We start from the raw sequence: 21,634 nt of genomic DNA, 5'->3' as shown, positions 1-21,634 counted from the left end.
ACGAGAGAAACCGGCGCGCTCAGCGATCGCGCCGGTTCGTGGCGTGCGCCGGGACCGGCCTGCCCTCGATGACGGGCATACGCGGCGCCGGCCGCTCGACGCTCTTCGCACGCGCCGCTTTCGCCGCCTTCCGATCCGCCCAGAAGCGCGCGAGCGCAAGCAGGCCGACGATGGCGATGCCATCGGCGATCAGCCCCAGAATCCAGTGCGACGGATACCGCCCGAGCCCGAGCACGCCCATCGCGCGCAGCGTCGAATCGAGCACGAGCGACACGCATGTGCCCGCGATGAAGCACACGAGCCCCTGCTGGCCGATCGTGACGACGCCCGGCAGCCTGCGTGCGAGCTTGCCGACCCAGCCCGCATACACGCCGCGCGCGACGATCCACGCGATGGCGGCGAAGCTCACGATGCGCAGCGTCGCGAGATTCTGCTTCATGTATCCCGGCGGCGCCTGCGTTTCGAGGAAGAGCTTGGCGAACGCGAAGGTCAGCGCCAGCGCGATCGCCCCGGCGGTCAGCCAGCGCGCGAATCGGCCGGCGTGGAATTCGTCGCTGATCGGCTGCACGCGCGCGAGCACGCCGGTCATGAACATCAACTGCCACGCGAACGGATTGAACGACCACGCTTCGCCGTATGTGCCCGGCAGGAAGCGCAGCAGCGGCATGGCCGCGAGCCACACAAGCAGGCTGCCGAAAATGGCGATGACGGGTTTCTTCTGCGCGAGCGGCACGATCGCCGGGACTGCGAGCGCGAACACCGAATACATCGGCAAAACCGCCGACAGATACGGCTGCTGACGCAACAGCACGATATCGACCGCAAGGCCGAACGGCCGCATGAGAAAGTTCGGCCACTCGGTGTACTGGACCATCGGCGTGTCGACTTGAAGCGCCATCAGGATCGCGCCGCCGACCAGCATCAGAAACGCCGTGAACAGATACGCGCGATAAATTTCCCAACTGCGTTTGAAAAAGCGTCGGCGGGCGGCTGAATCGCTACGGCGAGTCGCAAGCGCCGTATAAGCCGCCGCCGACGCATAACCTCCGAGAAACACGAAAACTTCGGCGGAATCGCAAAACGCATACTGGTGCAGCGTAAAGCGCGATAGCACGCTTCCCGTTATATGGTCGACCGCGATAATGAGCAGCACGATTCCTCGAAAGAAATCGACTTCGAGAGAACGTGTCGTCGGGGAAGTCATCTGGCGAATGCTCCACGGACCTGCGGTTTCGGCGCGCCGCCGGACGGGCTGGCGCGCATACGCGGTTTGTACCTGCTCCGAAAGGAAAATTCCCTTAATCAACGAGTATTTAAATTAACACTCGGTGCCAGTCGGCAAGCTGGCGGCAAAATGACTTTTTTGTCCGCTTTCCAGTAAATATGCCGCTGCCTATACTCGAAAGAAGTTCGACAAAAACGATGCGCGGAAAACTTGCGCCGCGAACCAGAAGGAGGCCGGGCATGCGTATTCATGTTGAGAGCGCTCATCTCGTCGCGATGATCGCCATCGCGCTTTCGACCGCGTTGCTGCTCGCGATCAGGTTCCGACCGGCGACATGGCGAGGCGTGCTCGTCGAAGCCGTCATCGCGAATGTCGGCGCGATCCTGGCCGTGCTCGCCTTCGAAGTGCTGACCGCCTGAGCCGCGCGCGCCGGCATCAGACGCCGGACCTACAGAAAAATTTCAAATCGGTTGAACTTTCCCCCGCGCGGGCACTCTGAGCAGGTAATGCCGTTCGTCGGATCGCTCGTCGAACCTAACGCACGGCTCTCATCTCCTCTCCGCTCCTGCTTATGGCGGGAGCGTTTCTTGGGCGCCCGGCGAAAGCCTCGCGCCTGTTCTTTTTTCTGGCCCCGGAAAACGCTGATCGACCGCGCATCGGCGGCGTCGAAATGACACGCGCAAACGATAACGCGCCAAGCAAAAGAGCCAGAATCCCGAGACTCTGGCTCTTTCGATAAACGCGGCGCGCAAGCACGCGCCGCACGCGGCATCACGCCTGCGGAATTTCGATCTTCACTTCCAGCACTTCGAGATCGTCCTGACGTTCGAGGCTGACTCGAATATCGTCATCGGAAATCTTCACGTACTTCGAAATCACGGCAACCAGTTCCCGTTGCAACGCCGGCAGATAATCGGCGGCGGCTTTGCCACCCGCGCGCTCGTGCGCAATGATCAACTGCAAGCGTTCCTTCGCGACCGTAGCGGACTTCTTCTTCTCGCCCAGCAAAAACGAAAGAATCGACATTGCGTCCCCTTACTTGGTGCCGAAGATGCGTTGCAGCAAACCGGGCTTCTGATAATCGGTGAAGCGCAGCGCCTTTTCCTCGCCGAGGAATCGCGACACCACGTCCTTGTACGATTCCGCGACATCCGTGCCATCGAGATGCACGGCCGGCAAACCCTGGTTCGATGCGTGCAGCACCGCTTCCGATTCCGGAATCACGCCGATCAGATCGATGCGCAGGATTTCCTGGATGTCGGAGAGCGACAGCATTTCGCCCTCGCTTACGCGCTTCGGGTTGTAGCGCGTGATGAGCAGATGTTCCTTGACCGGTTCCTTGCCTTCGATCGCGCGCTTGGTCTTCGACGACAGAATGCCCAGAATGCGGTCCGAATCGCGCACGGACGACACTTCCGGATTCGTCACGATGAGCGCTTCGTCGGCGAAGTGCATTGCCATCAGCGCGCCGGATTCGATGCCCGCCGGCGAATCGCAGACGATGTACTCGAAGTCCATCTTGATCAGCTCGTTGATGACCTTCTCGACGCCTTCGAGAGTCAGCGCGTCTTTATCGCGCGTTTGCGATGCCGGCAGGATGTAGAGGTTCTCGCACTTCTTGTCCTTGATGAGCGCCTGATGCAGATTCGCTTCGCCCTGGATGACGTTGATCAGGTCGTACACGACGCGGCGTTCGCAACCCATGATGAGGTCGAGATTGCGCAGACCGACGTCGAAGTCGATCACGGCCGTCTTGTGGCCGCGCAATGCGAGCGCCGATGCGAAGCTCGCGCTGGTGGTCGTCTTGCCGACGCCGCCCTTTCCCGAGGTCACCACAATGATTTTTGCCATACAAGTACCTTGTGTTCGTCAATAAGTCCGCTTGCGTTGCCTGCGAGCGCGCGCCAAGGGCATCGGGCGCGCGGATCGATGCAACCCGTCAGGTCAGACGCAGCGGTTCGATCATCAGTTTTTCTTCGTTCAGCCAGATCTGCACCGGCTTGCTGAGCACGTCGGCCGGCAGCGGGTTCTCGGTCGTTCGATAGATGCCCGCGATGGAGATGAGTTCCGGCTCGAGACAGGTGCAGAAGATGCGCGCGTCGAGATTGCCGTGCACGCCCGCGAGCGCGCGGCCTCGCAACGGCGCATAGATATGGATATTGCCTTCGGCGATCACTTCGGCCCCGTACGACACGAGCCCGAGGACGATGAGATCGCCCTTCGCATAGACCTGCTGCCCCGAGCGCAGCGGACGATCGATGATGGTCGCCGGCGCCGGCAGCGCGGGCGGCGGCGGCGTGTTCGCGACCGCGGCTTCGATCACCGCGGCAGCTTCGGTGTTGGGCTTCGCTTCGTCGACGGAGGGCTTGGGCGCGCCGCGCCGGTCACGTGCTTCGAGAACAGGCAGGCCGCCCGCGTTCGCCCATTGAATCGCCCACGTCTGCTCGGGCAGCGCGACGATGCCGATCGGACGCATGCGGACGTCTCTCAGCACCTTTTCCAGATCGGCAAGCGCGACACGTTCGCCTTCGGCGAGACGGCGCACGTCGATGGCGACGACATCGCCTGCGAAAAATTCGGGAGTCGCTTCGAAGCGCCGCGTGAGTTCAGTGCGCAGGGCATCGAGGTCGGGAGTCTTGACGACGAAGAGAAGCGTGTCGACGGAGCCGCTGCGCAGTTCGAAGAAGGGCGTTTTGTTGAGCGACATAAGAACGGCCAAAAATTTTGCGTATTTTACAGGCGTTGTCGCACACGGCCATAATTTTTAGGACCGATTTCAGCTATCGGAAACGAGAAGTGCGTGCGACGAACGCGCACGACGAACATGCGTGAAGCGAAGACGAAGCCGAAGCGGAGGCGCCTCAGTCGTCCTCTTCGGGATGCATGTGGCGCACGAAGAGCGACTCGGCTTCTTGCTCGTGAGACGGCATCGCGCGACGATCGCCGGTGGGACCGAAGCCGAGGCGCTCGTAGAAGCGCACCGCGGTGCGGTTCTCCTCGGATATCCACGCATGCACCTCTGCGACGCCTTGCTGCGCGAGCCATCGCGACGCGACGTTCACGAGCAGTTCGCCGCCACGCAGATGCCGCACGGCCGGCGCGACCCACAGCGCGCTCACGAATGCGCGCTCGTTCGGCGCCTCTTCGATGTACGCGTGCACGAGACCGCAAGGATGGCCTTCGGTGTAGAGCAGAAACGTCGCGAGCCGGGGCGAACTCGCATGCAGCGACGCGGTGTCGTCGAACGACGACGGATCGACGAGCAGCGCATCTTCCAGCGTTTCGCCGAATGCGTATGGCGCTTCGCGCAGCGATGCCGTGCGAAGCTCGCGCAAGACCGAACCTTGTTGCGCGGCGATGCGGCTGACGGTCAGTGAGGGACTCATGCGGGCGCTCATGCGGACAATTTCTCTCTGGCTTTCAGGCGGGATACGCGTGCGGCTCTGTCGGCCGGTCCGGCGCTCGGGCCATCGGCATAGCTTCAACCGAACGGGCGAACCCGTCAATTCCTAAATCCGGGAAAGTGCTTTACAACGCACACGGCATGGCGAACGCGCGCTCATGGCGCTGCATAGCTGCCCGTGCCATCCGGCCACGGCGTGAGCACTTCGAAGCCGTCGTCGGTCACGGCGACCATGTGCTCCCACTGCGCGGACAACGAGCGGTCCTTCGTCGTCACGGTCCAGCCGTCGCGCGACTGCTGCGTGCCGGCGCGGCCCGCATTGATCATCGGCTCGATCGTGAAGACGAGGCCCGGCTTCAGACGCAGGCCCGCGCCACGCTGACCGTAATGCAACACTTGCGGATCTTCGTGATACACGCGGCCGATGCCGTGTCCGCAATACTCGCGCACCACCGAGAAGCCTTCCCGATGCGCGACGCTTTGAATCGCCGCGCCGACGTCGCCGAGCGTCGCGCCGGGACGCACTTCGCGCATGCCGGCGACCATCGCTTCGTAGGTGGTTTCGGTGAGGCGGCGCGCCTGCTCGCTCGGTGTGCCGGCGTAGTACATGCGACTCGTGTCGCCGTAGTAGCCGTCCTTGATGATCGCGACATCGATGTTGATGATGTCGCCTTCCTTCAGTTCCTTCGCCCCCGGAATGCCGTGGCATACGACGTGATTCACCGACGTGCAGATCGTTTTCGGAAAGCCCATGTAGCCGACGTTAGCGGGCACGGCCTTCAGTTCGTTGACGATGAAGCGATTGCAGATGGCGTCGAGTTCGTCGGTGGTGACGCCCGGGCGGACGTATTCGCCGATCATCGCGAGGACTTCGGCGGCCATGCGGCCGGAGATGCGCAACTTTTCGATGTCGGCGGGTGTCTTGAGGGTGATGGCCATTGAGCAATGCGAATGGGTTCGTGCCGCCTCGCGCGCGCCTTTTCGCCGATGTTCGACGCAGGCGGCGCGCGAGGACAATGGGCCCGATGATAGCACTCCCGCGCAGCCTCTCCGCTCGCGGAGGCGCATCGGCGCTGCATTTCGAGCCTTCGGGCGCGTTGTTTGTACGTGCGTCGCCGTCGTCGTTCGATCTTGTGATGAGCGACCGTTTGTGTTTTAGTGGCGCGACTTCTGACCTGCCGGAGTGTTATGAACCTGCATCGATTTGCTTCTCTTTGCGCCGTGCTGTCGGGCGTCGCCACCCTCGCCGCCTGCAGTTCGACGAGCGATCCCGAACTGCGTGCGTCGAAACCCGTGATTCATGTTTCGTCGGCGCGGCCTGCGTCGGATATATCGAGTTGTCTGCAACGCATGATTCCGTCCGCGCAGACGCGACGCGATCAGGGCTCGACGGAGTTGCTGGTCGGCTCGAATGCGTGGCTCGTGACGCTCACGCCTTCGGCTTATGGATCGATCGTGAAGGTGCAGCAGTCATCGAGCGACGATGGCGGCGTGCCCGAACCCGAATTGCGCTTCGATATCGCGAGGTGCACGACCTGAAGACGCGCTCCGCCTCGACGAAGCGGAGCCGCAAAAGCAAAACCCCGCAAGCCTTTCGACTTGCGGGGTTTTTGTGTCTTGGCGGAGAGGGTGGGATTCGAACCCACGGTACGGGAAAACCGTACGCCTGATTTCGAGTCAGGTACATTCGACCACTCTGCCACCTCTCCGTCTACCCTTGCGGGTCTTCGTGAACTGGTCGTTGCTCAACGAAGAACGAAAGTATATCGAACCCTTTCGCGCTTTCCAAGCCCCTTTTTGAAAATAAACATCAGGCCGACGCGGAAACTTCGATTCTTTCCGCGCCGCGCATGTACGGACGCAGCACTGTGGGAATCGTCACCGAGCCGTCCGCATTCTGGAAGTTCTCCAGCACCGCGACGAGCGTGCGGCCGACCGCCAGGCCCGAGCCGTTCAACGTATGCACGAACTCCGGCTTGCCCTGCGCATTGCGGAAGCGCGCCTGCATGCGACGCGCCTGGAACGCCTCGGTATTCGAGCAGCTCGAAATCTCGCGATACGTGTTTTGCGCCGGCAGCCACACTTCCAGATCGAACGTCTTCGCCGCCGAAAAGCCCATGTCGCCGGTGCACAGCGTAATCACGCGATACGGCAGTTCGAGCTTCTGCAAGATCGTCTCCGCCTGGCCGACCATCTCGTCGAGCGCGGCGTACGAATGCTCGGGCGCCACGATCTGCACCATCTCGACCTTGTCGAACTGATGCTGGCGGATCAGGCCGCGCGTATCGCGCCCGTACGAGCCCGCTTCGGAGCGGAAGCACGGCGAATGCGCGGTCAGCTTCACCGGCAGCGCGTCGGCTTCGAGGATGCTGTCGCGCACCGTGTTGGTGAGCGAGATCTCCGACGTCGAGATGAGGTACTGCGTGACCGTGTTCTCGTCGCCGCCTTTCTCGACGCGGAACATGTCGTCGGCGAACTTGGGCAGCTGGCCCGTGCCGTAGAGAATCTCCGGATTCACGATGTACGGCGTGTACGCCTCGGTGTAGCCGTGCTGCTCCGTATGCGTGTCGATCATGAATTGCGCGAGCGCGCGATGCAGCCGGGCGATCGGCCCGCGCAACAGCGTGAAGCGCGCGCCGGAGAGCTTCGCGCCCGTTTCGAAATCGAGACCGAGCGGCGCGCCGACATCGACGTGATCCTTGACTTCGAAGTCGAACGAACGCGGCGCGCCCCAGCGCCGCACTTCGACGTTCTGCGTCTCGTCGTTGCCGACCGGCACGCTTTCGTGCGGCAGGTTCGGCACGGTCAGCATCAGGTCCGACAGACGCTTCTGGATCTCATCCAGCTTCGCCGCCGATTCCTTCATCGTGTCGCCGATGCCGCTCACTTCCGCCATCACCGCCGACGTGTCCTCGCCGCGGCCTTTCATCGCGCCGATCTGCTTCGACAGGCTGTTGCGGCGTGCCTGGAGTTCTTCGGTGCGGGTCTGGATCTCGCGACGCTCGGCTTCGAGCGCGGCGAACGCGGCGACGTCGAGCGTGTAGCCTCGAGTGGCGAGACGCTTCGCGACGCCGTCCAGGTCTTTGCGGAGGGTTTGGATGTCGAGCATGGCGGGGCTGCTTTGTTAAGTAATCGGAAACGCCGATTTTAGCGCACGGTCATCGCGCGCCGGGCGGGATCGGCGAAACGCGGCGAGCGCGCGCGCGAAACGAACCGCGCCGGTTTCAGCGCTTCTTCTCGTCGCGATGCTCGCGCCGCCACGCATCGTCGAGTTCGGCGAGACGCGAGAGCTTTTCGCCGATCTTCCCTTCGAGTCCGCGCGGCGTCGGCTTGTACCAGTACGGATCGCGCATGCCGTCGGGCAGATAAGTCTCGCCGGCCGCGTAGGCGTCGGGCTCGTCGTGCGCGTAGCGATATTCGTGGCCGTAGCCGAGTTCCTTCATCAGCTTGGTCGGCGCGTTGCGCAGATGCACCGGCACGCCGCGCGACTGATCCTTGCCGACGAAGCGCCGCGCTTCGTTGTACGCGTTGTAGCCGGCGTTCGATTTCGGCGCGACGGCGAGATAGATGAGCGCCTGCGCGAGCGCCAGTTCGCCTTCGGGCGAGCCGAGCCGCTCGTAGGTTTCGGCGGCGTCGAGCGCGATGCGCGCGCCGCGTGGATCGGCGAGGCCGATGTCCTCCCACGCCATCCGGACAATGCGCCGCGCCATGTAGCGCGGGTCCGCGCCGCCGTCGAGCATGCGGCAGAACCAGTAGAGCGCCGCGTCCGGATTGCTGCCGCGAACCGATTTGTGCAGCGCGCTGATCTGGTCATAGAACGCGTCGCCGCCCTTGTCGAAGCGGCGCAGGTTTTCGGCGAGCGCGCTGCCGAGCAGTGCGCCGTCGACCTCCGTCTGCTTTTGCTGCGCCGCCGCGCGCGCGACGATTTCCAGATTGTTCAGGAGCTTGCGGCCGTCGCCATCGGCGGAACCGATCAGCGCGTCGCGGGCTTCGTCGGTGAACGTGAGGCCGCCGAGTTCCTTCGTTGCGCGTTCCAGCAGTTCCTTGAGTTCATCGGCGTCCAGACTCTTCAGCACGTACACCGCCGCGCGCGACAACAATGCGCTGTTCACCTCGAACGACGGATTCTCCGTCGTCGCGCCGACGAACACGAACAATCCCGATTCGACGTGCGGCAAGAACGCATCCTGCTGGCTCTTGTTGAAGCGATGCACCTCGTCGACGAACACGAGCGTCTGATGCCCGTTCGCGCGATGAATCTGCGCCGTTTCCACCGCCTCGCGAATGTCCTTGACACCGGACAGCACCGCCGACAGCGAGATGAACTGCGCGTGAAACGCATCGGCCATGAGACGCGCGAGCGTGGTCTTGCCGACGCCGGGCGGGCCCCAGAGAATCATCGAATGCGCCTCGCCCGATTCGAAGGCGACGCGCAGCGGTTTGCTCGGCCCGAGCAGATGCTTCTGGCCGATCACGTCGTCGATGGTGCGGGGGCGCAGGCGCTCCGCGAGCGGAACGGTGCCACGGTTTTCTTCGAACATGTGCTGTGCGATGCAGATTGACGCAGTTGGGTGGATCGCGGCGATAATCTCGCGCTTCGGCAAAGGCGCGGCGCGGCCGCAGAATCGGGTCATTATGACAGCCTGAGGGCCGCGACCAACGCGGGCCACGCCTGAACAATCCATATAAGGACGCAATCCGATGGGGCAAGAGCACACCACGAACGCCGCAGCGCACGGCGAAACTTCGACTTACGCGCCGCTCACGCCGGTGCCGCCGGAGCGGCGCGCATTCGGCACGAGCGACGCCTTCGCGCTCTGGTTCTCGCTCGGCATCGGCCTGCTGGTCGCGCAGGCGGGCGCGCTGCTGGTGCCGGGATTGTCGCTGCCGCACGCCCTCGCGGCGATCGTCATCGGCACGGTGATCGGCGTCGTGCTGCTCGCGCTCGCGGGCGTCGTCGGCACGGATACGGGGCTTGCGGCGATGTCCTCGCTGCGCCCGACGCTCGGCGTGCGCGGCGCATCGGTGCCGGCGGTGCTCAACGCAATCCAGCTCGTCGGCTGGGGTTCGTTCGAGATCATCGTGATGCGCGATTCCGCCGACGCGCTCGCGAAGCAATCCTTCAATCTCTCGATGCCGCTCGTCTGGACGCTCGTCTTCGGCGCGCTCGCTACCTTGCTCGCGGTGAGCGGCCCGCTCTCCTTCGTGCGCCGCTTTCTGCGAACGTGGGGAATCTGGCTCCTGCTCGGCGGCGCGGGCTGGCTCACCTGGAATCTGCTCGCGAAGCACGATCTCGCCGCGCTGATGGCGCGTCCCGGCACCGGCGAAATGGCGTTCGGCGCGGGCATCGATCTGGTCGTCGCGATGCCGCTGTCGTGGCTGCCGCTGATCGCCGATTACACGCGTTTCGGCAAGAGCGCGGGCGGCGCGTTCCGCGGCACGCTTCTCGGCTACGGCATCGCGAATCTGTGGTTCTATGCGCTCGGCGCGATCTACGGGCTCGCGGCGGGCGGCGGCGATGCGCTTCTTACGACCGCGTTCGCGCAGGCGGGCGGCGGGCTCGCGCTCTTCCTGATCCTGATCGACGAAACCGACAACGCCTTCGCCGATATCCACTCCGCCGCCGTATCGACGGGCACGTTCTGGGCGCGCGCGAGCGTGCCGCTGCTCTCGTGCGCGTTCGGCGCGCTGTGCACGCTCGTCGCGCTCGTCGTCGAGATGGGCAAGTATCAGAACTTCCTGCTGCTGATCGGCTCGGTGTTCGCGCCGCTCTTCGGCGTCGTGCTGGCGGATCACTTCATCGTGCGCAAGCGCCGCATCGAAGCGGCCGTGCTCGCCGATGTCAACGGCCGCTATGGCTTCTCCGGCGGATGGCACATCAGCGCGTTCATCGCATGGGGCATCGGGATCGCGGCGTATCACGCGATCAACCAATGGCTGCCGAATCTCGGCGCGACGCTGCCCGCGCTCGCACTCGGCGCGGTGTGCTATCTGCTGCTCGTGTCGGGCAGACGTCGCGCCTACGCGTAAGCGTTATTTCGCCGCGCGATACTCCACGCCCGGCAGCACGCACAGCAACTCGAACGCGAGGTTCGCGCCGAGCAGCGCGGTCGTGCCGAACGGATCGTAAGGCGGCGCGACTTCGACGAGATCCGCGCCGACGATGTTCAGCCCGCGCGCGCCGCGCACGATCTCCAGCGCTTGCGGCACCGTCAGCCCGGCGATTTCCGGCGTGCCGGTGCCGGGCGCGAACGCGGGATCGATGCCGTCGATATCGAAGGTGATGTACACCGGCCCATCGCCCATCTGCGCGCGCACTTCGTCCATCAACGGAACGAGCGACTTGTTCCAGCATTCCTCCGTCTGCACGACGCGAAAGCCCTGCTCGCGGCACCAGTCGAAATCGCCCGCTTCGTAGCCCGTGCCGCGCAGCCCGATCTGCACGACGCGCGAGCAATCGAGCAAGCCCTCTTCTACCGCGCGGCGAAACGGCGTGCCGTGCGCGATCTTCTCGCCGAACATGGTGTCGTTGACGTCCGCGTGCGCGTCGATATGAATCAGCCCGACCTTGCCGTGCTTCGCGTGAATCGCGCGCAGGATCGGCAGCGCGATGGTGTGATCGCCGCCGAGCGTCAGCGGCTTGCAGCCGTGCTTCAGGATTTCGCGATACGCGCGCTCGATGCGGTCGATCGAATCGAGCAGGTTGTACGGATTGATCGCGACATCGCCGATATCAGCCACGCGCAGCGAATCGAACGGCGCGGCGCGCGTCGCCATGTTGTACGGACGCAGCAGCACCGACTCGCTGCGCACCTGACGCGGGCCAAAGCGCGCGCCCGTGCGATTCGACGTGCCGAGATCGAACGGCACGCCGACGAAACAGGCATCCAGCCCTTCCGCCGATTGAACGTGCGGCAGACGCATCATCGTCGTGATGCCGCCGCAGCGCGGCATCTGATTGCCGGAAAGCGGCTGCGGACGCTCGGCGCGCTGTTCGAGGAAATGCGAATCGAAGTGTTCGGCTGGAGCGAAAAGCGACGAAGGCGAGGAAGGATTCATGGCGTCGAATGGCGGCGGGTGGTCGATCCGACAATTAATAGCCGCTTTCCCGCGGAGATAAAATGGCGAAGAAATCAACTTAACATCGATATTTATCGATGTATCGACGGCGGCCATGTTCACTCACCTTTCCGATCTGGATCTGCGCCTGATCCGCGTGTTTCTCGCCATCGTCGATGCGGGCGGCGTCTCGTCCGCGCAAGCGACGCTCAACGTCGGGCAGTCGACCATCAGCACGCAGCTCGCGACGCTGGAAACGCGGCTCGGCTACCGGCTTTGCGAGCGCGGACGCGGCGGCTTCGCGCTGACCTCGCGCGGCGAGCCGTTCGTCGAGGCGTGCCGGACGCTGCTCGCGGCCATCGACACCTTCGATTCGACCGCGCGCAATGTCGGCAAGAAGCTCGTCGGCACGCTGACGCTCGGGATGATCGGCAACACGCCTGTCAGCGCGAACGCGCGCGTCAGCGAGGCGATCGCGCGTTTCCGGCAGCGCGACGAATCCGTGCGCTTCGCGGTGCTCGTGCGCTCGCCCGGTGAACTCGAAGAGATGCTGCTCGCCGAACGCATCCAGATGGCGATCGGATACTTCCGGCATCGCGTGCCGTCGCTCGAATACACCGAAATTTTCGCGGAGGATCAACTCGCGTATTGCGGACGCGAGCATCCGCTGTTCGCGCGCGCGGGACGCGTCGCCGTACCAGAAGCGTTCGAGCACGACTGGGCGTGGCGCAGCTATCCGCTGCCGGAAGCGGGCGAGCTGACGCCGCGCAATATCGGGGCGGTCGCGGACAACATGGAGGCCGTCGCGATGCTCGTGCTGTCGGGCCGGCATCTCGGCTATCTGCCCGAGCATTTCGCCGCGCCCTACGTGAAGGAAGGGTTGCTCGCGCCATTGAACCCGAAAGCGATGCGCTATCGCGTCGCGTTTCAGATGGTCACGCGCGCTGAACGCTCGGGCAGCGCGAAACGGGAAATCGTGGAAGCGTTCGTCGAGGACATGCAAGCCGCGCACGCCTGACGCGCGCGGCCGGACCTGAAACCTCAGCCGTTGATGACATCCGCGCCCTTCGGCACGGTGAATTTGAACGTATCGCTCTTGATGGGCGGGTTCTTCTGGATGTTCGAGAACGTCAGCAGCGTCACGTTGCCGAAAACGTCGTGCAGTTCCATCGCCTGCAGGTTGCCGTCCTTGAAGCCGATGCCGACCGTCTCGAATTGCGTGTCCTTCGCCTTGGGCGTGAGTTCGAGCCAGTCGATGCCGCCCTTCTCCCCCGCGTCGCGCAGGTTGAAGTTCTTTTCCAGATCGTTACTGCCGAAGAGAATCGCCGCCGGGCTCGCACCGAGCGCGCCGCCGAGCGTGCGTACCGTGACCTGGTTCAGATCCTTGTCGTAGACGTAGAGCTTGTCGCCGTCGGCCTGGAGAATTTGCGAATACGGCTTCTGATACGACCAGATGAACTTGCCCGGCCGCGCGAACATGAACGTGCCGCTGGAGGCTGCGCCCTTGGTCGGCACTTGCGTGGACGTCGCGCCGTTGTTGGTCTTGCCGGGCGCCTTGATTTCCTGCTGCGTGAAGTCGCCGCGCGCCGCGTGGACTTGCGACACGAACGCCTTCAATTGCTCCGTGCCGCTCGCGAATGCGTGCGATGCGACCAGCATCGACGCCGAAACCAGCGCCGTGCCGAATGCCTTGACGAAACTGCGCCCCGTAAACTGCTTCATGCTTATGTTCTCCATATAACGCGCGGTCATTCCGCGTCGCGCGCCGGCGTGAGGATTTCGCGGTTGCCGTTCGACGACATCGCCGACACGAGCCCCGAGTTCTCCATCTGTTCGAGCAAACGCGCCGCCCGGTTGTATCCGATGCGCAAATGCCGCTGCACGAGCGATATCGACGCGCGACGGTTCTTGATGACGACCTCGACCGCCTGATCGTACAAAGGGTCCGACTCGCCATCGGCGCCGCCGGTTCCGCTTGCGCCCGCCGAGCCTTCGTCGCCATCGCCCGCGAGGCCGCCTTCCAGAATGCCCTCGATATAGTTCGGCTCGCCCTGCTCCTTCAGCTTGTCGACGACGCGATGCACTTCTTCATCCGACACGAACGCGCCGTGCACGCGTACAGGCAGGCCCGAACCGGGCGGCAGATAGAGCATGTCGCCCATGCCGAGCAGCGACTCCGCGCCCTGCTGATCGAGAATCGTGCGCGAATCGATCTTCGACGACACCTGGAACGCCATGCGCGTCGGCACGTTCGCCTTGATGAGGCCGGTGATCACATCGACCGAAGGACGCTGCGTCGCGAGAATCAGATGGATGCCCGCCGCGCGCGCCTTCTGCGCAATGCGCGCGATCAGCTCTTCGACCTTCTTGCCGACGACCATCATCAGATCGGCGAGTTCGTCGATCACGACGACGATGTTCGGCAGACGCGTGAGCGGCTCCGGCTCGTCGGGCGTGAGGCTGAACGGATTCGGAATGTTTTCGCCGCGCTTCTTCGCTTCGTCGATCTTCGTGTTGAAGCTCGCGAGATTGCGCACGCCCATCTTGCTCATCAGCTTGTAGCGGCGTTCCATTTCGGCGACCGCCCAGTTGAGCGCGTGGCCGGCCTGCCGCATGTCGGTGACGACCGGACACAGCAAATGCGGAATGCCTTCGTAGACGCTCATTTCGAGCATCTTCGGATCGATGAGGATGAGCCGGACCTGATCCGCGCTCGCCTTGTACAAGAGCGAGAGAATCATCGCGTTGATGCCGACGGACTTGCCCGAGCCCGTCGTGCCCGCGACGAGCAAGTGCGGCATCTTCGCGAGATCGGCGCAGACCGGATTGCCGCCGATGTCCTTGCCGAGGCCCATCGTCAGCGGCGATGCGCCGTTCGCATAGACTTCGGAGCCGAGAATTTCGGAGAGCTTGACCGTCTGACGGCGCTGATTCGGCAATTCGAGCGCCATGAAGTTCTTGCCCGGAATCGTCTCGACGACGCGAATCGACACGAGCGACAGCGCGCGCGCGAGATCCTTCGCAAGACCGACGATCTGGCTGCCCTTCACGCCCGTCGCCGGCTCGATTTCATAGCGCGTGACGACCGGCCCAGGATACGCCGCGACCACGCTCACTTCGACGCCGAAGTCCTTCAGCTTCTTCTCGATGAGACGCGACGTGTATTCGAGCGTATCGGCGGCGATGGTTTCCTGCGTCTTCGGCGGCGGATCGAGCAGCGCGAGCGGCGGCAAGGTGGAATCGCCCGGCAGGTCCTTGAAGAGCGGCACCTGCTTTTCCTTCTCGGCGCGTTCGGAACGCGCGGGCGCGGGCGCGGCGGGCACGATCATCACCGGCTCGTGATCCTCGCTCTTCTCGCGCGAACGCACGACCTTGCCTTCGCGCTTGACCGCGGCCGCTTCGCCCAGCTTGCGATCGCGTCCGGCTTCGCGGCGCAGTTGCGCGCCGGTGATCGCATCGAGAATGCCGTCGCCGACCTTCTCGCACACGGACAGCCACGAGAAGCGGAAATACAGCGAGAGGCCGATCGCGAGCGCGATCAGCAGAAACAGCGTCGCGCCCGTGAAGCCGAGCGCGTGCGATACATGGCGCGCGACCACATCGCCGACGACGCCGCCCGGCGCGCGCGGCAACTGCACCTTGAGCGACCACATGCGCAGTGCCTCGATGCCGTCGGAGGCAAGCAGCACGAGCACGAACGCGAACGCTTCGGCGAGCCAGGTGCGGTCTTTCGGCGCGTCTTCGTCGACGACCGGCGGATGCGTGATCTTTCGATAATTCGCGATGATGCGCCGCGCGAGCAGCACGATCAGCCAGTAGGACGAAAGCCCGAAGACGAGCAGGAGGATGTCCGACGTGTACGCGCCGACGCGCCCCGCCCAGTTCGCGATGTGATCGACGCTCACCGCGTGGGTCCAGCTCGGATCCTTGCGGCTGTACGAGAGGAGCGCCATGACGAGAAACAGTCCGAGTGCGACCTGGAGAATCCAGCGAATCTCGGTGAAGAGCCGCGACATGCGGTGCGGCAATGCCTGCGGGCTCGCGGAATAGGTAGCTTTGGCCATTGATTCGGTGTCGCTTTGTATCGCTTTTTTGCGGCTCGCGCCTGTTGCGCAAGAGCGGCATGGAACGGTGAACTATTGTAAACGCTGCATTGCGGTGAAAGGCGCAAAAACCGGCGCGTTCTTGCAACCTGTAACACTCGTCACGCGCGCGTCATGTCGCGGTTTCGGCCCGGCGCGGCTATCAATCCGATTGAAAGGTTCATTCGGAAGGCTTTTTCCGACGCCTTTATAATCGTCGTTTTGCACTCAAATACGGTTCATCGGATGTACCGGGCGTCGAGATTGCTGCGTCGCAGGCAATCGCTCGCGCGCCTCGAGGCGCGCATCCGAAACCATCAATAACGGACCATCATCATGTCTTCGCCCAAACACGCCAAAGTGCTGATTCTCGGTTCCGGCCCCGCCGGCTACTCCGCCGCCGTCTACGCCGCGCGCGCGAACCTGTCGCCGCTGCTCATCACCGGCCTCGCGCAAGGCGGCCAGCTGATGACCACCACGGACGTCGAGAACTGGCCGGCGGATCCGTCGGGCGTGCAAGGCCCCGAACTGATGCAGCGTTTCGAGGAACACGCGCGCCGCTTCAACACCGAGATCGTCTTCGATCACATCCACACCGCGAAGCTCAACGAGCGCCCTTTCCGTCTGATCGGCGATTCCGGCGAGTACACCTGCGATTCGCTCATCATCGCGACGGGCGCATCGGCGCAATATCTCGGCGTGCCGTCGGAAGAAGCGTTCATGGGCAAGGGCGTGTCGGCCTGCGCAACGTGCGACGGCTTCTTCTATCGCAACGGTGAAGTCGCGGTGATCGGCGGCGGCAATACGGCCGTCGAGGAAGCGATCTATCTCGCGGGCATCGCGAAGAAGGTCACGGTCGTGCATCGCCGCGACAAGTTCCGCGCCGAGCCGATTCTCATCGACCGCCTGCTCGCGAAGGAGAAGGAAGGCATCGTCGACATCAAGTGGAATCACGTGCTCGACGAAGTCACCGGCGATCAGTCCGGCGTCACCGGCCTGCGCATCAAGGACACGCAATCGGGCAAGACGACCGACATCGCGCTGCAAGGCGTGTTCGTCGCGATCGGCCACAAGCCGAACACCGATCTCTTCGTCAACCAGCTCGAGATGAAGAACGGCTACATCATCACGAAGGGCGGCACGAGCGGCGACGCGACCGCGACGAGCATCCCCGGCGTGTTCGCGGCGGGCGACGTGCAGGATCACGTCTATCGCCAGGCGATCACGAGCGCGGGCACGGGCTGCATGGCCGCGCTCGATGCGCAGCGTTATCTCGAAACCATCGACGAAACGCCGACGCCGCATTCGATGAGCCACGAAGCCGACCGCTGATCGGGCGGCGCGAGCCGCTAGAATGCAGCAACGACGGGCCACGGTTCACTCCGCCGGCCCGTTTTCGTTTCGGCGCGCGCGTGCCGTCGTTTCAGCGGCGACGCCGGCGCGCGGCGCGCCGAGTCCGATCCCCGACCCATTCCGCTGGCCGAACGATGCCGAAGAATCTCCCTCATCCGAACGAACCGAAAGTCCGTCGCAAGGAAGCGCCGCGCCCGGCCGCGCCCGCGCAAAAACCGGTGGATGCGCGCGATGTCGCCGCCGCCGTGAAACGCGAAGGCCTGTCGGGTCTGTCGTCGCTGAAGGGCGCGCTGAAGGCCGACGCCGAAAAGCGCGAAGTCCAGCGGGTCGCGGCGGCGCGCGCCGAGCGGGAAGCCGTCGCGGATGCCGACGAGTTCCGTCGCGCGATCGGCGAAATCGAGCCGCTCAAGACGCCGCCGCGCACGACCGTCACGCGCGTACCGCCGCCGCCCGTGCCGCTGCAGAGCCGCCGCGACGAAGAAGCGGTGCTGCAGGAAGCGCTCTCCGACGAATACGATCCCGAAAGCCTGCTCGACATCGACGAAACGCTGTCGTTCTATCGTCCGGGCGTCAGCCAGGAAGTCGTCAGAAAGCTGCGGCGCGGGGCGTGGATCGTGCAGGCGCAGCTCGATCTGCACGGCATGCGCCGCGAGGAAGCGCGCGAGGCGCTCGCGGAGTTCATCCGCGAATCGGTGAAGCGCGGGCTGCGCTGCCTGCGCGTCATTCACGGGAAAGGGCTCGGGTCCATCGGCAAGGAGCCGGTGCTGAAGGGCAAGGTGCGCGCGTGGCTCGTGCAGAAGTCGGAGGTGATTGCGTTCTGTCAGGCGCGGCCGCACGACGGCGGCGCGGGCGCGGTGCTCGTGCTGCTGCAGCCGGGCGGCACGCCGCGTCATCACAATCATCCGCAGGACAAGTCGCAGGACCGGAGCCTCGGCAAGAACAGCAATCCGGGGCCGGACAGTGCATCCTAGACTCACCCTCGCCATCACCATCATGGAGGCGCTCGCGATTTTCGCGTACGCCTTCTCCGGACTCATCGAGGCGCGCAAGCGCCGGCTCGACGCGGTAGGCGCGTTTCTCGTCGCGCTCGTGACCGCGTTCGGCGGCGGCACGGTGCGCGACGTGCTGCTCTCGCGCCGGCCCTTCTACTGGGTCGAGCATCAGGACTACGTGCTGTTCATCTTCGCGATGGCGATCTTCGCGCCGCTTTTTTTGCGCGTCACGTCACGCCTCTTCGACCAGCGCGCGCTGCTCGTCACCGATGCGATCGGGCTCGGACTCTTCAGCGTGTCGGGCACGTCGATCGCACTCGACGCCCAGATGCCGGCCTTCACCGCGACGATGATGGGCGTCATCACCGGCGTGTTCGGCGGCGTGCTGCGCGACGTGCTCTGCAACGAGATTCCGCTGATCCTGCGCGACTCGCGCCCGTACGCGGTCTGCGCGTTCGCCGGATGCTGGATGTATCTCGGGCTCGAACGGCTCGACGTCGACACGATCTACAACGTGCTATTTTCGACGGCGTTCATCCTGATCGCGCGGCTCATCACCTTCAAGTTCGATATCCGCCTGCCGCATTAGCCGCACGGGAGGCCAGCGCGTCGGGCGCAGGTCGGGCGCAAAGCAGGCGGGAAAACCCTTCGATTTGCTACAATCGCGTAGTTTTCTAGCCCCGCATCCGGCCGCGATGCAAGCCGCTCCGGTCGCCATCACGCACACAGAACATGAACATCGAGCAAGCGCGTTTCAACATGATCGAGCAACAGATTCGTCCGTGGGAAGTGCTGGACCAGGACGTCCTGAACCTGCTCGCGATCGTCAAGCGCGAGAACTTCGTTCCCGCCGCGTACCGCAACATCGCTTTCGCCGATCTCGAAATTCCGCTGCCTGGCGGCGAGCGCATGTTGTCGCCCAAGGTCGAAGCGCGCGTCCTGCAGGAACTCGCGATCCACAAGGGCGAAACCGTGCTGGAAATCGGCACCGGCTCGGGCTACATGGCGGCGCTGCTCGCGCACCGCGGCCGCAGCGTGACGACGGTCGAAATCTCGCCGGAGCTCGCCGCTTTCGCGCAGCAGAACCTCGCGGCGAACGGCGTGACGAACGTCGACGTGATCACCGGCGACGGCGCGCTCGGCTGGAATCAGGGCGCGCCTTACGACGTGATCTGCGTGTCGGGCGGGCTGCCGGTCATGCCGCAGGAATTTCTGGAACAGCTGAAGATCGGCGGGCGCATCGCGGCGTTCGTCGGCTCGGCGCCGGTCATGAAGGCGCAGATCATCACGCGCGTGGACGAAAAGCAGTTCCGCGTGTCGGATGTCTTCGAAACGCTCGTCGCGCCGCTGAAGAACGCGGTGCATCCGTCGCAGTTCAAGTTCTAAGCCGAAAGCGCGCTGCCGGCCTTATCCGGTAGCGCGCATCTTGCCGGAATCTCCATGCAAAACCTGACCGCACCCGAACTCGCCGCGTGGCTCGCCGATTCGTCGCGCCCCGCTCCCGTTCTGCTCGACGTGCGCGAGCCCTGGGAAATCCAGACGGCGAAGATGGACAACATCGTGTCGATTCCGATGCGCGACATCCCCGCACGCAGCGAAGAACTCGACGACGAAGCGCAGATCGTCTGCATCTGCCATCACGGCGCGCGCAGCGCACAGGTCGCGATGTTCCTCGAATCGCGCGGCTTCACGAAGACGTTCAATCTCTACGGCGGCATCGACGCATGGTCGCGTCAGGTCGATCCGTCGGTTCCGACGTACTGAAAGCGCTCGGCGCGGCGCTTCATCCCTCGCTCGACCAGAGTGCGGTGCCGCGCGCCGAAAAGATGACGAGATAGCCGTTCGGCAAGATAGTCGCGTAGGCGCCCGGATGGCCCGACGTGTGCGTCTGCCAGACCGTCGCGCCATTGTTGTCGTACATCGCCAGATTGCCGTCCTCCTGCATGCGCAGTTCGACGCCCGGCGTGCCGCTCACCTGCGATGACCAGATCGTCGCGCCATCCTTCACCGCGACGAGATAGCCGTCGCCGCGCAAGTTCACCTGCACGTTTCCACTGCACGCCGCGATCGATTGCCCTTCCGCAAGGCCTTCGCCCATCGCGATGCGCCCGCACGCCGTCGGCGCGTTGATCGGCGGCAGCGCGGCTAACCAGCCCAGATCGACCGCATTGGCGATCGCCAGCATGCCGGCATCGTCCGGATGAAGGTCGTCGCCGCTGTTGTAGGCGCGCGCGAACGCCGTCGAGTCGTGCGCGCCGGCCGGGTGGCCCAGCGCCGCGGCCTGATCCAGCACGGCATCGCAACCGCTGCTCTTGCTGCGCAGATAAGCGTTCACCGTCTGGCGCGTGTTCTCGATATCGGGTGTCCATTCGTCGAGGCCTTCGAAGGGCGTAAGCGTCGAGCAGATCAGGCCCACTTTCGCCGCGGCCGCCTGGTGAACGAGTTGCTGATACGCGCCGATGAGCTGCTGCGCGCTCGGCGGATTGCCGCTGATGAGATTGTTCACCGCGTCGTCGGAGACGATCACCCATTTGACGTTGGACTGCGCGAGCACGTCGCGGGCGAAGCGCGTCAGCCCGGCTTGGCCCGAACCGTTCGTGAAGAAATCGTTGCCGCTGATGCCCTGATTCAGCACGCCGACCGTCATGCCTGAGCGGATCAGCCGCTCCGCGAGGCGGTTCGGCCAGCGCCGGTTCGTGTTGGGCGTCGACGCGATTCCGTCCGTGATCGACGCGCCGAAGGTGACCACCGCGCCCGTCGCCGCGGCGTTCATCACATCGACATTGGTGAGGAAATAGTACGACTGCTCGCCCGCCGCGTTCACGACGCCGCCCGTGAACGCCGGGTCCGCGCTGACGTCGCCCGGTGCGATCCAGTTGTCCTGCAAGCCCTCGACGTGCCCGGTCGATCCCGGCGGCGTCTGCGACGGAATATGGAAGCTCACGGAGATGTCCGCGAGCGCCGGCACCTGAAACGGAACGGGGTCGGTCTGGACGGTGCCGCCGACGGGAATCGTCACATAAGTCTGCCCGTTGAAGGTCGCGGCCTTGTCGCTGCCGGCGATCGTCCGCGCGCCGCTCGCGCGACGGGCGACATGCACGTCGCCGAGCGTAACGGGCTGCGTGCCGAACAGATTGGAGAACGTCATGCGCGCCGCCGTCCCGCCGATGCTCGTCCGCACGACGTGGCGAATCGTCTGATTGTTGAAGCCCCGGTCGGCGGTGACATCGGGCGCGGCGGCCCAGGTTCCGGTCCACGGCGCGGACGTGATAACGCCCTGCGCGAAGTAATGCGACGTATCGGGCCAGGACAGAAAAACGACGAGCGCAAGCCCGATCAACGTGTGTAGCGCCCGTCTCACGCCGCCTCCTTTTCTTTCGATCCTCGTATCGGTGGAAGGAAACTAGACCATCTTGCCCGCGCATCGGCCGTGCGGTGGCGTACAGACAACGCAAAAACGCCGGTCCGGAAAGCGCGTGCAAAAAAATGGGCTGCATGAGCATCGCGCCCGTGCAGCCCG

At 64.3% G+C, this 21,634-nt stretch carries 21 protein-coding genes and 1 tRNA gene; 9 read left to right on the top strand and 13 right to left on the bottom strand.

Features of this window, described 5'->3' with window-relative positions; genetic code table 11:
* Positions 1-19 precede the first annotated feature (19 nt).
* Positions 20-1,204 (bottom strand): OpgC domain-containing protein, encoded by a 1,185-nt coding sequence (locus NCS03_RS03905; protein WP_250528785.1) that lies wholly within the window; start codon positions 1,202-1,204, stop codon positions 20-22.
* Positions 1,205-1,464: 260 nt separating this feature from the next.
* Between NCS03_RS03905 and NCS03_RS03900 the strand changes: the two genes are divergently transcribed.
* Positions 1,465-1,644: a hypothetical protein gene (locus NCS03_RS03900; RefSeq protein ID WP_008350954.1), complete on the top strand. Its 180-nt coding sequence runs from the start codon at positions 1,465-1,467 to the stop codon at positions 1,642-1,644.
* A gap of 352 nt (positions 1,645-1,996) precedes the next feature.
* On the opposite strand, the gene minE is transcribed toward NCS03_RS03900, so the two are convergent.
* The 5 genes from minE to map form a co-directional block, all read right to left on the bottom strand.
* Positions 1,997-2,251, bottom strand: coding sequence for a cell division topological specificity factor MinE (gene minE / locus NCS03_RS03895; RefSeq protein ID WP_008350955.1), 255 nt, complete (start codon positions 2,249-2,251; stop codon positions 1,997-1,999).
* A 9-nt stretch (positions 2,252-2,260) separates the two neighbouring features.
* On the bottom strand, positions 2,261-3,076 hold the full coding sequence (minD, locus tag NCS03_RS03890; RefSeq protein ID WP_008350957.1) for a septum site-determining protein MinD: 816 nt from the start codon (positions 3,074-3,076) through the stop codon (positions 2,261-2,263).
* An 88-nt stretch (positions 3,077-3,164) separates the two neighbouring features.
* The gene (minC, locus tag NCS03_RS03885) at positions 3,165-3,932 is read right to left on the bottom strand and encodes a septum site-determining protein MinC (protein WP_008350959.1); all 768 of its coding nucleotides are present in this window, start codon (positions 3,930-3,932) and stop codon (positions 3,165-3,167) included.
* Between the two features lie 154 nt (positions 3,933-4,086).
* Positions 4,087-4,611, bottom strand: a complete 525-nt coding sequence (locus NCS03_RS03880) for a GNAT family N-acetyltransferase (RefSeq protein ID WP_008350962.1) — start codon at positions 4,609-4,611, stop codon at positions 4,087-4,089.
* A gap of 173 nt (positions 4,612-4,784) precedes the next feature.
* Positions 4,785-5,567, bottom strand: coding sequence for a type I methionyl aminopeptidase (gene map / locus NCS03_RS03875; RefSeq protein WP_008350964.1), 783 nt, complete (start codon positions 5,565-5,567; stop codon positions 4,785-4,787).
* Between the two features lie 249 nt (positions 5,568-5,816).
* Between map and NCS03_RS03870 the strand changes: the two genes are divergently transcribed.
* On the top strand, positions 5,817-6,167 hold the full coding sequence (locus NCS03_RS03870) for a hypothetical protein (RefSeq protein WP_250439253.1): 351 nt from the start codon (positions 5,817-5,819) through the stop codon (positions 6,165-6,167).
* 79 nt (positions 6,168-6,246) lie between these two features.
* On the opposite strand, the gene NCS03_RS03865 is transcribed toward NCS03_RS03870, so the two are convergent.
* The 3 genes from NCS03_RS03865 to NCS03_RS03855 form a co-directional block, all read right to left on the bottom strand.
* Positions 6,247-6,337: transfer RNA gene (locus NCS03_RS03865), tRNA-Ser, on the bottom strand.
* Positions 6,338-6,438: 101 nt separating this feature from the next.
* Complete coding sequence (serS, locus tag NCS03_RS03860; protein WP_008350969.1) at positions 6,439-7,737, bottom strand: serine--tRNA ligase; 1,299 nt, start codon at positions 7,735-7,737, stop codon at positions 6,439-6,441.
* A gap of 115 nt (positions 7,738-7,852) precedes the next feature.
* Entirely contained in the window at positions 7,853-9,169 is a 1,317-nt protein-coding gene (locus NCS03_RS03855; RefSeq protein ID WP_034471382.1) for a replication-associated recombination protein A, read from the bottom strand.
* A gap of 160 nt (positions 9,170-9,329) precedes the next feature.
* Here NCS03_RS03855 and cytX point away from each other — a divergent pair, with 160 nt between their 5' ends.
* Positions 9,330-10,658: a putative hydroxymethylpyrimidine transporter CytX gene (gene cytX / locus NCS03_RS03850; RefSeq protein ID WP_250528784.1), complete on the top strand. Its 1,329-nt coding sequence runs from the start codon at positions 9,330-9,332 to the stop codon at positions 10,656-10,658.
* 3 nt (positions 10,659-10,661) lie between these two features.
* Here cytX and speB read toward each other — a convergent pair whose 3' ends face one another.
* Positions 10,662-11,687, bottom strand: coding sequence for an agmatinase (gene speB / locus NCS03_RS03845; protein ID WP_175981751.1), 1,026 nt, complete (start codon positions 11,685-11,687; stop codon positions 10,662-10,664).
* A 115-nt stretch (positions 11,688-11,802) separates the two neighbouring features.
* Between speB and NCS03_RS03840 the strand changes: the two genes are divergently transcribed.
* A complete protein-coding gene (locus tag NCS03_RS03840) occupies positions 11,803-12,705 on the top strand; it encodes a LysR family transcriptional regulator (RefSeq protein WP_250528783.1) in 903 nt (300 codons plus the stop codon).
* A gap of 23 nt (positions 12,706-12,728) precedes the next feature.
* Here the strand turns inward: NCS03_RS03840 and lolA are convergent, their stop codons facing one another.
* Entirely contained in the window at positions 12,729-13,409 is a 681-nt protein-coding gene (gene lolA / locus NCS03_RS03835) for an outer membrane lipoprotein chaperone LolA (protein ID WP_081851844.1), read from the bottom strand.
* Positions 13,410-13,435: 26 nt separating this feature from the next.
* On the bottom strand, positions 13,436-15,751 hold the full coding sequence (locus NCS03_RS03830) for a DNA translocase FtsK (RefSeq protein ID WP_250528782.1): 2,316 nt from the start codon (positions 15,749-15,751) through the stop codon (positions 13,436-13,438).
* 354 nt (positions 15,752-16,105) lie between these two features.
* On the opposite strand from NCS03_RS03830, the gene trxB reads away from it, so the two are divergent.
* From trxB to NCS03_RS03805, 5 genes are all read left to right on the top strand, one after another.
* A complete protein-coding gene (trxB, locus tag NCS03_RS03825) occupies positions 16,106-17,101 on the top strand; it encodes a thioredoxin-disulfide reductase (RefSeq protein WP_008350982.1) in 996 nt (331 codons plus the stop codon).
* Positions 17,102-17,256: 155 nt separating this feature from the next.
* Positions 17,257-18,093 (top strand): Smr/MutS family protein, encoded by an 837-nt coding sequence (locus tag NCS03_RS03820; RefSeq protein ID WP_008350985.1) that lies wholly within the window; start codon positions 17,257-17,259, stop codon positions 18,091-18,093.
* The gene (locus NCS03_RS03815; RefSeq protein ID WP_008350988.1) at positions 18,083-18,703 is read left to right on the top strand and encodes a trimeric intracellular cation channel family protein; all 621 of its coding nucleotides are present in this window, start codon (positions 18,083-18,085) and stop codon (positions 18,701-18,703) included. The genes NCS03_RS03820 and NCS03_RS03815 overlap by 11 nt, the downstream gene beginning before the upstream one ends.
* A 143-nt stretch (positions 18,704-18,846) precedes the next feature.
* Positions 18,847-19,500, top strand: a complete 654-nt coding sequence (locus NCS03_RS03810) for a protein-L-isoaspartate O-methyltransferase family protein (protein ID WP_008350990.1) — start codon at positions 18,847-18,849, stop codon at positions 19,498-19,500.
* Positions 19,501-19,554: 54 nt separating this feature from the next.
* Positions 19,555-19,878, top strand: a complete 324-nt coding sequence (locus NCS03_RS03805; protein WP_008350991.1) for a rhodanese-like domain-containing protein — start codon at positions 19,555-19,557, stop codon at positions 19,876-19,878.
* 19 nt (positions 19,879-19,897) lie between these two features.
* Here the strand turns inward: NCS03_RS03805 and NCS03_RS03800 are convergent, their stop codons facing one another.
* Positions 19,898-21,475 carry a GDSL-type esterase/lipase family protein gene (locus NCS03_RS03800; RefSeq protein WP_250528781.1) on the bottom strand — a complete coding sequence of 526 codons (1,578 nt, stop codon included), beginning with the start codon at positions 21,473-21,475 and terminating at the stop codon, positions 19,898-19,900.
* Positions 21,476-21,634 lie beyond the last annotated feature (159 nt).

The organism is Caballeronia sp. ATUFL_F1_KS4A, assembly GCF_023630905.1.
GTDB classification, from domain to species: Bacteria; Pseudomonadota; Gammaproteobacteria; order Burkholderiales; family Burkholderiaceae; genus Caballeronia; species Caballeronia zhejiangensis.
Note: the sequence above shows the minus strand (reverse complement) of the source record. Positions and strands in the feature narration are given on the sequence as shown.